Here is a 12,324-nt window from a genome sequence, read left to right as displayed (position 1 = left end):
CCCTGAATTTCCTGGTTCTTCATTCAAGGAATACGACATGACCCACATTACCCCCCAAGACCTCATTGATTTTGTTTACCAAGAAGCCGAGCTGCTGGATCAGCAACACTACGACGATTGGCTCAAGTTGTTTACTGAAGATGGCTACTACTGGATGCCGTTGGCACACGGCCAAACAGACCCTGTCTTGCATGCGTCGTTGATGTATGAAGACACGCTGTTGCTGCGCATACGTATTGAGCGCCTAGCCGGACAACGTACGTTTTCTCAACAGCCTAAAAGCCGTTGCCACCATCTATTGCAACGCCCCCAAGTCGTGAACTTCGATGCACAGGCTTCCGAGCACTGCGTACGCACCGCCTTTCACTACACCGAAACACGCGGTGACGATCTGCAAATTTACGTAGGCTGGGCCACCCACCACGTGGTTGTAGATCAAGACGGTCAGTTACGCATACGCCTGAAACGCGTTGATCTGCTGAACTGTGACGCCCCCTTCGGCAATATACAGCTGTTCATGTAAGCCCCCTCGGAGCCTAATTACTCATGTCGCACACGATTTATTCTGTTTTTCAAAGCACCGCCAAACAATGGCCAAACAACGATTTCATCACTGTTTTACCTGAAACAGCAGAAATCTATGGCATTGATGCGGGCAGTCTTAGCTATACCGAGGCCTTACACCGCATAGACCAGTTGGCAGAACAATACCAGCAAGCCGGTTACGGTCAAGGCCACCGTATTGGGTTACTGCTGGAAAACCGCCCTGTGTTTCTGCTGCACTGGTTAGCGTTGAACAAATTGGGCGCATCCATTGTGCCCATCAACCCAGATCTGCGCATTGCCGAACTCAGCTACTTAATTCAACACTCGGATATGGTGTTGGCCATTAGCTTGGCCTCTCGCGTGAATGATCTGAACGAAGCGGCTGCACAAAACAGCATTGCTCTGCCAGTGATCACGCCAGAGCAACCTTTCCCTGCCGCGAACACGCCTGCTCGTGCAGACGGCCCATTGGGTTTACACACTGAATGTGCCTTGCTCTACACATCAGGCACTACCGGCTTACCTAAAGGCTGTGTGCTGACGAACGAGTACTTTGACTACGCTGGTGACTGGTACGCCACGGTAGGTGGTTTGGCCCATTTGGAGCCCGGCAAAGAGCGTATGTTGACGCCTCTGCCACTGTTCCACATGAACGCCTTGGCAACCTCCACCATGGCCATCATCAAAACCGGCGGTTGTATCATCGTTTTAGATCGATTCCACCCACGTAGCTGGTGGGATTCCGTCAGACTTTCTAAAGCCACCATCGTGCATTACTTGGGTGTGATGCCTGCGATTCTAATGAAGCTGCCCGCAAGCAGCGAAGACACAAACCATTGCGTACGCTTTGGCTTTGGTGCCGGGGTAGAAAAAACCTTGCACCATCCTTTTGAAACCCGCTTTGGCTTCCCCTTATTAGAAGCCTGGGCCATGACGGAAACTGGCGCTGCCGCCTGCGTTATCGCCAACGAAGAGCCTCGTTTCATTGGCACTAGTTGCTTTGGTAAAGAAAGCGACAACGTAGACATTCTTTTGGTGGATGACAACGGCCAACCCGTGCCTAACGGCGTGAACGGTGAACTACTGGTGCGTCGTGCAGGCCCCAACCCACGTTTTGGTTTTTTCTCTGAATACTGGGAAGACCCTGCTGCCACCGAAGCGGCATGGGCCGATGGCTGGTTTCACACTGGCGATATCGTCATGCGTGATGAACACGGCTACCTACACTTCATTGACCGCAAACGTAACGTGATTCGTCGCAGTGGTGAAAACATTGCCGCGGTAGAAGTAGAAAACGCTTTGCAGCAACACCCTGCTATTCGTTCTATTGCTGTATCAGCGGTACCGGATTCTATACGGGGTGACGAAGTGATGGCGCTTATCATCACCCACGAAGCCCCCGCCAATCCTACAGCCTTGGCCGAAGAAATCGTGAAGTGGGCACTGACCCAATTGGCCTACTTCAAAGTGCCTGGCTATGTAGTATTTGTAGATGCCGTACCGCTGACCTCTACCAACAAAATCCAACGTGGCGAGCTTAAAGCTAAAGCTTTAGCCCTGCTACAAAGCACCGAGTGCATTGACACCAATCACCTGAAAAAACGTCAGGAGCGATGATGAGCACTACCCGCCTGCCCTACGATGATGTCGTACTGGCTTGCCCTGTCACCATTGCGTATGAGCGCTTTTCTGAACAAAGCGCACACTACTGGTTAGGCACTGCCTTACGACGCTTACTGGATGATAGTGGGCTGCAAAAAACTCAAGTTGATGGCGTGTGTGTATCCAGCTTCACGCTGGGTAACGACTCTGCCGTGGGGGTGATGCAGCACTTTCAAATGAGCCCACGCTGGCTGGATCATATCCCTATGGGTGGAGCCAGCGGCGTGGTCGCGTTGCGCCGCGCTGCACGCGCTGTGCAATGTGGTGATGCCAGTATTGTGGCTTGCATCGCTGGCGACACTAACCACCGTGAATCCTTCAAACACACGGTGAGTGCGTTCTCGCGTTTTTCTCAAGACGCCGTCTACCCCTATGGTGCCGCAGGCCCCAATGGCAGCTTCGCCTTGCTGACCAACTATTACATGCACCACTATGGCGCTACCCGCGCCGACTTTGGCAAATTGTGCGTCGCCCAACGCGACAACGCATTACGTAACCCAGATGCGTTGATGAAAAAACCGTTGACCCTAGACGACTACCTCAATGCCAGAGTGATTGCCGACCCCATACATCTGTTTGACTGCGTGATGCCTTGCGCGGGAGCAGAAGGCTACTTAGTGATGCGCCGCGAACAAGCCGAAAAACTAGGTCTGCCTTATGTACGTATTTTGGGCAGCATTGAACGACACAACGCCTTTCACCAAGACCCCGTGCAATACCGTGGAGGTTGGGCAATGGATGTAGACGAGCTCTACAACATGGCTAGTGTCACGCCCAGCGACATAGATTTCTTAGAAACCTATGACGATTACCCCGTCATTAACGTACTGCAATTCGAGGACTTAGGCTTCTGCGCCAAAGGCGAAGGCCCACAGTTCATTCGCGATCACAGCTTCACCATAGATGGCAGCTTCCCCTTTAATACATCGGGTGGCCAGTTATCCGTAGGCCAAGCGGGTGCCGCAGGCGGTTACTTAGGTTTGGTACAAGCCATACGTCAATTGACGAACACGGGCGGTAGCACGCAAGTAGAAAACGCCCGCATCGGCATGGTGTCTGGCTTTGGCATGATTAATTACGACCGTGGCATTTGTACGGCCGCGACCATTTTGCAGCGAGGATAACCATGACACAGTCTCTTCCTCCCCATGCACGCAGCACAACAGCTCTGCACCTAAACGAGATTGCTAAATCCGGCAGTTTTAGCCTGCAGGTTTGCCAAGAGTGCCACACCGTTCAATACCCCCCTCGCGATGTATGTAGCCATTGCTTAGGCGCTGGTTTGTTGTGGCAAGCTGTGGACGCTACGGCCACTTTGGTAGCCTGCAGCACGCTGCATCACAGCAATGAGCCCTACTTCCAAGCCAAACTGCCGTGGTACATCGGTACGGCCAAATTAGATTGCGGCCCGGTGGCCATCGTGAACTTGCCGGCGTCGCTGCCTCTAGGCCAACGCCTGCGCTTAGCGCTGGAATTAGACGCCTCGCAAAGTGCTGTACTCAACGCCACCCCTATTTGATAGCTCCTATTTCGTCGCGGAACTCTTATGACCACACCCCATACCGTTATCGTTACCGGCGGCAGCGCTGGTATTGGTGCAGATCTGTGTAAGCATTACTTAGCCCTAGGCTACACCGTTATCTCTATGGCACGTAAAGCACCGGATTGGAGCCATGAAAGACTGGTATCAGTGCAAGTGGATTTGTTAGATAGCCAAGCCACCCAGCAAGCCATTGAACAGATCACAGCCCAGTATGAGGTCAGCCACTTCATACATAATGCGGGCGTCATCTGGCCTAACCTGCTGGAAAACGTCAGCCTAGAAGAGCTGCAAGGGCTCACACAAATTCACCTAGGCTCAGCCATACAAATCATGCAGGCCATTTTGCCGTCCATGCGTGCTAAGCGATTTGGTCGCGTGGTGCTGATGTCATCACGTGGTGCCTTGGGCTTGCAGACCCGTACCGCCTACGCCGCCACCAAAGCCGGCATGATGGGCATGGCCAGAACCTGGGCACTTGAATTTGCAGACCAAGGCATCACCGTTAACGTAGTCGCCCCTGGCCCCATTCAAACCCCTATGTTCTATGACGTGGTGCCTTCTGGCAGCGAACGCGAACAGAACATTGCCGCCAGCATCCCCGTCAAACGCTTAGGCAGAGTGGACGACATTACCCGTGCTGTGCAGTTTTTCTCTGACCCTGAGAACAGCTTTGTGACCGGCCAAACCCTGTATGTTTGCGGTGGCGCGAGTATCGGTACCCTGACCATCTAGGGTTATTTCCTATTCACTTGAATTTATTTACCTATAAACTATATTCCTATAAATATTATATGAGGGGATGATAAACCCCTTAGAGATTGCCAAACCCAGTCCACAACGGAGACAACATGGACAACGAATTAGAGGGTATGCAAGTCAAACACTCCCCTAACGGGCCGCTACGTATGGCTGAGCGTCTACTGAATGGGGTGTGCGTCATAATCCTGACATTGATGGTGATGGTCACCACCCTTGATGTGCTAGGTCGCTATATCTTTCACGCACCTATACATGGCGCTTATGAAAGCAACGAGTTCTTATTGGCCATTCTGATCTTTTCAGCATTGCCCCACGTCACTTTGCACAATCAGCACTTAACGGTTAGTTTGCTGGATTCCGTGCTAAGCAAACGCGCCAAACAGTTCCAGCGCATGATCATTGCTCTGATCTCTGGCGGCGGGCTCGCTATTTTGAGCTACTACCTCTGGCTACATGCCATGCAGCTTGCCGACTACGGTGACCGCAGTAACGCCTTGGATATTCCCATTGCACCTGTTGCGTATCTGATTTCGGTACTGACAGGCCTTGCGTCACTTGCTGCTTTGTCGCAACTGTTCACCCGCCACCGCCAACCCTGATACACCGGACTCCATCATGCTTATTTCCTTGCTTGGACTGATCATCCTGCTGATCAGCCTGTTTGTTGGCCTACCCATCGCTTGGGGGATGCTGCTGGTAGGGACGCTGGGTTTCAGCTTCTATACCGACTTTGAAGCCGCCTACACCATGGCCGCCCAAACGGCGTTTGACACCGGCTTAAGTTACAGCTTTACCGTGCTACCGCTGTTTGTACTGATGGGTAATCTGGTGAATGCCTCCGGCTTATCCCGCGACATGTATACCGCTGCCAATGCCTTTATCGGTCACCTACGTGGCGGCTTGGCGATGGCCACCATTTTGGCCTGTGGTGCTTTTAGTACGCTGTGTGGTTCCAGTATGGCAACGACTGCGGCCATGAGCCGTGTGGCCATGCCCAATATGCGTAAATTCAACTACGACGACAGACTGGCTGCTGGCAGTATTGCCGCTGGCGGTACGTTGGGCGTGCTGATTCCCCCAAGTGTGATTATGGTGGTGTACGGCATTCTGACTGAAACCGACATTGGCAAACTGTTTGCTGCTGGTGTGATCCCTGGTGCCTTAGCCATTTTGATGTACTTGCTGACTGTACTGGTTTTGACGGTCATCAATCCCAAACTGGGTATGCCGGGTGCTCGCAGTACATGGAAAGAACGTCTGCATTCTATTAAAGGTATTTTCACCATCACCGTGCTGTTTTTGGTGATTATGGGTGGTATCTATGGCGGTATTTTCACCCCTACCGAAGCCGCTGGTATTGGTGCTTTCTGTACCTTCTTGATCACCCTAAAACGACGTGGCTGGAAGCCTAAGCTGTACCTCACCGTGTTGCTGGAGGCATCACACACTACTGCAGTGATGTTTGCGCTAGTAATTGGTGCCTTGGTGTTCAACAACTTCCTGACCGTTGCTGGTCTACCTAACCACCTGCTGGGCTTTATTAACGGCCTAGATGTATCGCCACTGACCGTCATCTTTATTATCTGCCTGATCTACTTGGTACTGGGTTGCTTCTTAGAAACCATGTCCATGGTGATGCTAACCGTGCCTATTTTCTACCCTATCGTCAGCTCCTTGGGCTTCGATTTGGTGTGGTTCGGGATCATCGTAGTGGTAGCTGCTGAAATCAGTCTGATTGCTCCCCCGCTAGGTTTGAACATTTTCATGATCAAAAACGTCATGCCAGAACTTCCACTACGCACCATTTTCTACGGTACTGCCCCGTTTGTACTGACTGACATTCTGCGCATGGTGCTGTTGATCTTGTTGCCAGGCATGGTGCTGCTCATTCCTAACAGTATGTAGCACTACCTAGTTTGACCCTTAGTTTTAGTTACAGCACAAGCAAACCAACCATCATTAATCTGGAGTACTTATGACACTATTAAAAAAATTAGGGCTCTGTATGGGCCTGAGCCTAAGCGCCATTGGCCTTTCCAGCAATGCTCATGCTGAAACACAAGTACTGCGCTTTTCCAACTGGCTGCCCCCAGCACATTACATCGTTACAGAGATGCTAGAGCCATGGGCAGAGAAAGTTTCTGAAGTCACCGAAGGCCGCGTCAAAATCGAATTCATCAACCCATTAGGCAAACCACAGGCGCACTTAGATTTGGTGCGTAATGGTATTGCAGACATGGGGATGTCGGTACACAGCTATACCGCTAGCCGTTTCCCAATGATTGAGTTTGCGGAAATGCCCTTCACCACCGACAACGGTGAAATTAACTCGGTGGCTTACTGGAATACTTACAGCCAGTTCATGCTGGGTGCTAACGAACACCGTGGCGTCAAACTAATGGGCTTGTGGACTAGCCCTGCCACCGTGATCTTCACCACCAAACCAGAAGTTAGCAACGTTTCTGACCTGTCAGGTTTGAAGCTGCGCTCCCCTAGCCCACTATTTGATGCCATCGGCAAAGCCATGGGCGTTGTGACGCTGAACGCACCCGCTTCCGAGAGCTACGAAATGCTGTCGCGTGGCGTGATTGATGGCTTGTTCTTCCAGTACGATCAGATCGAGAACTTCAAGTTAGACAAACTGATCAAAAGCGCTGTAGCCGTACCTGGTGGTTTGGGTAAAAGCAGTCAGTTTATGTTCATGAACGAACGTAAATGGCAGTCATTAAGCGAAGCCGACCGTGCTGCCATTGAACAGATCTCTGGTGAGTACATTGCGCGTGATTTTGGTGGTAAATGGCAAGCATCTGAAGATGCCGCGATCAAAACGCTGACCGATGCTGGCTTGAAAACCTACACAGTTGAAGGCGAACAATTGGCACAGTTGCGTAGCGAATTGTCTTTCATCGAAACAGACTGGATTGCTGCTGCCGAGAAGAAAGGTATTGATGGCAAAGCCGTACTAGAGTTCTACCGCGCTCAAATCGAAACTCTGAGCAACCAATAAGTTTTTATAGTTCCTGCGTTAGCCGACAACCGTTTTGGTTGTCGGTTTTTTTTTCGTTTGTGTCATGTAGAGAGGCAACACTCATCTAACAGGCTGAGTGACTAGTTACTGGGAGGTTTACTTCGTTGTTTTACACTTGTGTTTTCCAAACAAAGAAGGGGGCCAAATAAAAGAAGTTATGTCTGCTTACAACCAAACTCAGACGTTGGACTTGACCGTTCAGTATTTTATACTGTACTAAAGGAGTCCATATATATGTAAGATTAGGGCTCTTCATACCAACTGTATAGTTGGAAACACTTAAAGTTCAATTACCTCTCGGAACTTCAATCTTCAATTCATGTTTTGGCCCAATATTCGCAAGTTCGATGTAGTCGTCATCATCTTGCCAGAATAACAGCCTAAGCCCTACGCCACCCTTCGTGACATGGCTTCTATAAGCTTTATATCTGCCATGCTCCCTCTGCTTGTCACATTTGCCAGTTTTGGAAAAAATATTGATCTCATACGCAGGGTCGCGACTAAGGACCGCTACGATGCTCGAGAAACAGGAGCCCCAAAAATTTTGTCCGGGTAAACATTGATGCTCTCTCAATGAATCGACGAAATTATCTCCAAGATCGAAGTCACTTGGATCAAAACTACTCAATGGCAAATTCCTGTTCTTTAAGTCACAAACCACCCCCCAGAAAATAGCCTCTTTTAAAAGTACAGCATTCTCGCGATTCTCACTAAGATCATGGAAATAGGAAATTGAAGTCAAGTACTCTCGGTAATCCGAAAATAATCTCGTTATTCTTTTAATAGGGTGTGGGAGAACTAAGTCTCGTTGAGGAGCAATTTCATCCAAATTACCAGTATACTCAATTTCCGGAAATGAGTTGATAGGGCAGTAGTGCAGTATCGAATGATCCTTAGCTTCAAGCTCATTAAATATAGACACTTCCTCAACTAACTCTTCCAGCTCTTTAAGACGGTTAGGGCTCAGTTGTGAGAAACTAGGCTGCATCAGCGACTGCGAGCATTCCCACAATTGATAATCCGAGTACTCAAGACCCTTTCCATTGATGAGAATATTGCTAACGATACGAGCGATGTCTTTTGCTGTGAAAAATTCTTCTTTCACCTTAGCCAAGTTATTCTTAAATAGTCCTTCGCAGGGATATTTTCCAGCCTCGATTAGCTTATTGACTGCATCTGATTCTAGCAATGGACTTTCATTTCTCGTTAACACGGACCGCGCGTACTCGGCAAGATCCGCAACCCGGTGCTCGATACTCTCGGGAGCACAGTATGCTGGTGCCAATAGAAAATCACAACTCATGACTGTTGTATGCATTCTCTTGTTCCCTCCTTTCTTCTTTCTTCTTTTCGCTTAAGCGTGGCTTCAAGCAGCAACTTCTGTATTTCCATGTCAGTCTGGTCGAAAAAATCTTCGGGCCAATCAGAAATAACCCCATATCTCGTTACTCCAACCTCACTGAATTGGGACAGCCCTTCTGATTTCGTAACAAAGAATATGGAAGATGAACTTCGCAAAATTTCATCACGACTTTGAACAATGCGACGTCTCAGCCTATTTATCAAGTATTCGCTGTGCGTTTCGATAAGACATTGTCGGCCAGAAGACATCATAGCAATGAAAAAATCACATAATCGGGATTGAATTTTGGGATGAAGATGTAGCTCTGGCTGTTCAAATACAAGCAAATCGTCCTGCTTCGAGAGCAAGGCCATCAACACAATAGGCAACACTTGGCTAACTCCGACTCCAACATGAGTAAGATCCTGCCAATGGTCACCCGGGACTGTCTTAACGGAAATTCCGTATCCGATTTTCCCCTTATCCTCAGTTTTGTACGCGACTAGTACACCTAGGTACTCCAGCCAGTTTCTGCATGCCTCTTTCAGAGACGCTTTTTTAATCTGAAACTCAAGTTGCTCACCTTTCCGTTCAATCGGAGACGGATAAGAAACAAGCTTTGTTCGGTTGATATGGAGCGCGGCAACTGTGTATTCACCCTTAAGTCCAATTTGTCCCGGCTCTGTGTACCCAAGGGAAGAGTAGATCGCCTGTGGTTCATTTCTAAGTGGACCCAAGTACTTGATCGAGCGGGAAAAGTAATTTGATAAATAATTTGCTAAGTAGAAAATGCTCCCAAGAGGGACTTGAACTTGTCTTACTTCTGCACTCGAACCTTGGTACCATGCATCCTGCAATTTATTACGGTATTTATCGATCAGTGCAGTCAGTGCCTTCCTCTCTTTTTCTGATCGAATATTTAAGAATTCTATCCACTCATTAAGAGTAATGGGATCTTTTTTTGATAAAAACTTGTCCACAATCTTCGACTGAAAGCCGATCTGCATCTCTACAATATGCCGTTGAAGCGGTTTTTTTACACTCTTTTCGGACTCGAAGAGAGCTTTCAGTTGATTTGCCGCTTGTTCTGAGAAGAGTTTAGGCAGATCCTGTACAACGTTATCTAACATAGTTTCGAATTCTGCATTTATAAAATCCTTCAATGTTTTGAAAAAACTCGACGGAATAATTATCGAAGTTTGATCAGCGTCATTGAGTGGACTCTCACCTAGGGCGATACTCCCTGAAATTAGACCGATTACATACGCGCTCATCTTGCGTGTATGATCATATTCGAGATGGAGAACGTTCGGAATAACGGCTCCCCCTTCACATCCCAACATTCTATATCCTGGATACTTCTTTGTAATTTCTTCTATATCCGAGATAGTACACTGCTCAATCTCATGCAACATTTTTGATGGAGAAGGCAAGCTCTGAACACTATTCTTGTCCAAAACTGGGGCTGACAGGACAAATTTCTCAACTTTTTCGTCCCCATCCACTATCTTCTGTAACTCTATCTCGATACGGTTAATTGGTGGATGAAAATTGATTTCTGAGGAGGAAGTCTGATCAGTAACTTCAGGCTGGCCGAAAGTGAACTTGCACTCAATTGCTTTAACGTTACTCAGTCCGTATTGAATCATCGGATCAGTAATAGTGAAGGCGATTTCAATAGGACCTTGCCTCTCACCTTCTCCCTCAACATGCGTCCTAATGTCACTGAAAGCACCTAGGCGCACAAGATGGCCATTAAGCACCATTGTAGCTTGGTTGAAACGTGAACCAAACGTTTGGCTAAGCATAAGAATTGCCTGAATAAAGGAACTCTTACCGCTACTATTTGATCCACATAAAATCGAAAAACCCGTTAGATTAATTGGTTCCGATCTTGAGATCGACTTAAACCCCGAAAGGCTAACTTGACTAAGCATATTTTCCTTTTTTCATTGTTCTATAGTTATCGGTCAGGGCCGACACAACGATAGTGGCAATTTCCAAACCTAGAATAGTTTCCAAACTTAACTATAGGTATGACTATCCTTTGAGTATAAGCGCCGGCTTAACACCGTCCGGGCGCTGTAGAGCAATAACACCAAAGTTGTTGCCGCCATGTAATAGTTACCAAAGCAATACCACACTTGAGGGAATGATGATAGGACAGCAACAATCCAGATAGATACCCTGTCCAATTGTAAGTAAACATCACATTTCTGTCTGCTCTGCCATTTCCAACACATCGTCACCTTCGATACCAAGGTATCCTCCCGTGCTTTCCCACTTGTATGTCCGATAGTAAGAAGCGTCAGATTAATTCAAGCAGCTACTGACTGCCGCGTCAACTCGGTAATCTCGAATTGCACGGGTCTATGCATCTTGCGCTCCATGACGATAGCGCGTGAGTAGATACGCTTCTCTAGTGAAATTCCACAAACGCGCAATCTGATCAAATCGCAGCCATGTAGATGGCTAGTTTAAATAGCGTCAGATCCCGCACTTTTTAGCTAGCTGGAGCCGTATGTGGATCGCCCAAATTTTTTTCAAGATAAACAAAGCGGCCAACAAACATCCCCTTGTTCCAAGGAAAAAACGACTTTGCTTCATTGATATCCGGTTTCATGGGTTTCTCTTTCGATGAAAAGCCCCCATTTCCCCAACGAACAGAGTGCTTTCGACTCGAGTATGTATGAGTTGGTCGTTGAAGCTTGAACCCACCATTTCGCTGAAAGACAGTTTATCATTGCCAATTAACTGTCGAAAAAGTAGCAGCACGCATGGCTCGCGCCACGCTTACGCTAAAAGTATTGCAGCAGCCTAAAAACCTCGAGGCAGGAACTTGAAGGAAGGACTAAGCAGACCGATACGCAAAAAACCCTTGCTGCAGAATATTGCATCGCAGAACGCACGGCGAATGGATACCGGCTTTTTCTCGCAATATGCTAATGCAAGATTGCTCCGTGTTAATGCAGAGGTTGTCGACAGGCTTCGCAAAATGGCCATGTTTGACGGAAATGTCCCTCTCGCTTGACGATTAATAGGCAAAGACGTTGGCAGATACGTCTGAATCGCACGCGGCAATTCAGACAAGATCGGATTATGTCGAAACAGCAAATCGTGCTGGCGCAGGTTTTCAAGCGTAATCCTGATGTAATTGTGGAAGCTCTTGCACTTGCGAGCAGCGTAAGTCAAAGCGGCAACCGGACGGCCGCTCGTATTTTGAAATATATCACCGGGAAAGGTACTACAGCGCAAGTTATCGCGACACGCAGCAGTAGTCGCAAACATAAAAAAGCTAACGATGTTGCATCTTGGCTAGTGCTCACTCGTTTATGGTGCGCGACAATCTCCTTCCGACCCTCTGCAACCTTCTAGAGCAACGTCAGAAAGAAGGCTGGAGGTTTAATGGCTATAATTTTATTAATGTTAATTCATACAGCTTAG

The 12,324-nt window shown here is 48.3% G+C and carries 11 protein-coding genes; 9 read left to right on the top strand and 2 right to left on the bottom strand.

Annotated elements, in window-relative coordinates:
* Nucleotides 1-37: 37 nt before the first annotated feature.
* From ACLPHM_RS01985 to ACLPHM_RS01950, 8 genes are all read left to right on the top strand, one after another.
* A complete protein-coding gene (locus tag ACLPHM_RS01985) occupies nt 38-523 on the top strand; it encodes an aromatic-ring-hydroxylating dioxygenase subunit beta (protein ID WP_430219595.1) in 486 nt (161 codons plus the stop codon).
* 23 nt (nt 524-546) lie between these two features.
* Nucleotides 547-2,163: an AMP-binding protein gene (locus tag ACLPHM_RS01980; protein WP_430219594.1), complete on the top strand. Its 1,617-nt coding sequence runs from the start codon at nt 547-549 to the stop codon at nt 2,161-2,163.
* Nucleotides 2,163-3,332, top strand: coding sequence for a thiolase family protein (locus ACLPHM_RS01975; protein WP_430219593.1), 1,170 nt, complete (start codon nt 2,163-2,165; stop codon nt 3,330-3,332). Before ACLPHM_RS01980 ends, ACLPHM_RS01975 begins: the two co-directional genes overlap by 1 nt.
* Before the next feature lie 2 nt (nt 3,333-3,334).
* Nucleotides 3,335-3,727 carry a Zn-ribbon domain-containing OB-fold protein gene (locus tag ACLPHM_RS01970; protein WP_430219592.1) on the top strand — a complete coding sequence of 131 codons (393 nt, stop codon included), beginning with the start codon at nt 3,335-3,337 and terminating at the stop codon, nt 3,725-3,727.
* Between the two features lie 27 nt (nt 3,728-3,754).
* Complete coding sequence (locus ACLPHM_RS01965; protein ID WP_430219591.1) at nt 3,755-4,483, top strand: SDR family NAD(P)-dependent oxidoreductase; 729 nt, start codon at nt 3,755-3,757, stop codon at nt 4,481-4,483.
* A 116-nt stretch (nt 4,484-4,599) separates the two neighbouring features.
* A complete protein-coding gene (locus ACLPHM_RS01960; RefSeq protein ID WP_135865650.1) occupies nt 4,600-5,109 on the top strand; it encodes a TRAP transporter small permease in 510 nt (169 codons plus the stop codon).
* 16 nt (nt 5,110-5,125) lie between these two features.
* Nucleotides 5,126-6,415, top strand: coding sequence for a TRAP transporter large permease (locus ACLPHM_RS01955; RefSeq protein ID WP_135865652.1), 1,290 nt, complete (start codon nt 5,126-5,128; stop codon nt 6,413-6,415).
* 70 nt (nt 6,416-6,485) lie between these two features.
* Nucleotides 6,486-7,517 carry a TRAP transporter substrate-binding protein gene (locus ACLPHM_RS01950; protein ID WP_430219590.1) on the top strand — a complete coding sequence of 344 codons (1,032 nt, stop codon included), beginning with the start codon at nt 6,486-6,488 and terminating at the stop codon, nt 7,515-7,517.
* 307 nt (nt 7,518-7,824) lie between these two features.
* Here the strand turns inward: ACLPHM_RS01950 and ACLPHM_RS01945 are convergent, their stop codons facing one another.
* The gene (locus tag ACLPHM_RS01945; protein ID WP_430219589.1) at nt 7,825-8,856 is read right to left on the bottom strand and encodes a hypothetical protein; all 1,032 of its coding nucleotides are present in this window, start codon (nt 8,854-8,856) and stop codon (nt 7,825-7,827) included.
* Complete coding sequence (locus tag ACLPHM_RS01940; RefSeq protein ID WP_430219588.1) at nt 8,838-10,817, bottom strand: DUF3696 domain-containing protein; 1,980 nt, start codon at nt 10,815-10,817, stop codon at nt 8,838-8,840. The genes ACLPHM_RS01945 and ACLPHM_RS01940 overlap by 19 nt, the downstream gene beginning before the upstream one ends.
* A 1,162-nt stretch (nt 10,818-11,979) precedes the next feature.
* On the opposite strand from ACLPHM_RS01940, the gene ACLPHM_RS01935 reads away from it, so the two are divergent.
* Nucleotides 11,980-12,255 carry a hypothetical protein gene (locus ACLPHM_RS01935; RefSeq protein WP_430219587.1) on the top strand — a complete coding sequence of 92 codons (276 nt, stop codon included), beginning with the start codon at nt 11,980-11,982 and terminating at the stop codon, nt 12,253-12,255.
* Nucleotides 12,256-12,324: the final 69 nt, after the last annotated feature.

The sequence above is a fragment of the Paenalcaligenes sp. Me131 genome (assembly GCF_050487225.1).
Lineage (GTDB): Bacteria > Pseudomonadota > Gammaproteobacteria > Burkholderiales > Burkholderiaceae_B > Paenalcaligenes.
The sequence above is the reverse complement of the archived record's forward strand: the minus strand, read 5'-3'. Positions and strand labels throughout refer to the sequence as shown.

Excerpts from the sequence above, each read along its gene's own strand:
- ACLPHM_RS01940 (WP_430219588.1), bottom strand. The coding sequence starts at position 10,817 with ATGCTTAGTCAAGTTAGCCTTTCGGGGTTTAAGTCGATCTCAAGATCG.
- ACLPHM_RS01980 (WP_430219594.1), top strand. The coding sequence starts at position 547 with ATGTCGCACACGATTTATTCTGTTTTTCAAAGCACCGCCAAACAATGG.
- ACLPHM_RS01950 (WP_430219590.1), top strand. The coding sequence starts at position 6,486 with ATGACACTATTAAAAAAATTAGGGCTCTGTATGGGCCTGAGCCTAAGC.
- ACLPHM_RS01955 (WP_135865652.1), top strand. The coding sequence starts at position 5,126 with ATGCTTATTTCCTTGCTTGGACTGATCATCCTGCTGATCAGCCTGTTT.
- ACLPHM_RS01960 (WP_135865650.1), top strand. The coding sequence starts at position 4,600 with ATGGACAACGAATTAGAGGGTATGCAAGTCAAACACTCCCCTAACGGG.
- ACLPHM_RS01945 (WP_430219589.1), bottom strand. The coding sequence starts at position 8,856 with ATGCATACAACAGTCATGAGTTGTGATTTTCTATTGGCACCAGCATAC.
- ACLPHM_RS01985 (WP_430219595.1), top strand. The coding sequence starts at position 38 with ATGACCCACATTACCCCCCAAGACCTCATTGATTTTGTTTACCAAGAA.
- ACLPHM_RS01965 (WP_430219591.1), top strand. The coding sequence starts at position 3,755 with ATGACCACACCCCATACCGTTATCGTTACCGGCGGCAGCGCTGGTATT.
- ACLPHM_RS01975 (WP_430219593.1), top strand. The coding sequence starts at position 2,163 with ATGAGCACTACCCGCCTGCCCTACGATGATGTCGTACTGGCTTGCCCT.
- ACLPHM_RS01970 (WP_430219592.1), top strand. The coding sequence starts at position 3,335 with ATGACACAGTCTCTTCCTCCCCATGCACGCAGCACAACAGCTCTGCAC.
- ACLPHM_RS01935 (WP_430219587.1), top strand. The coding sequence starts at position 11,980 with ATGTCGAAACAGCAAATCGTGCTGGCGCAGGTTTTCAAGCGTAATCCT.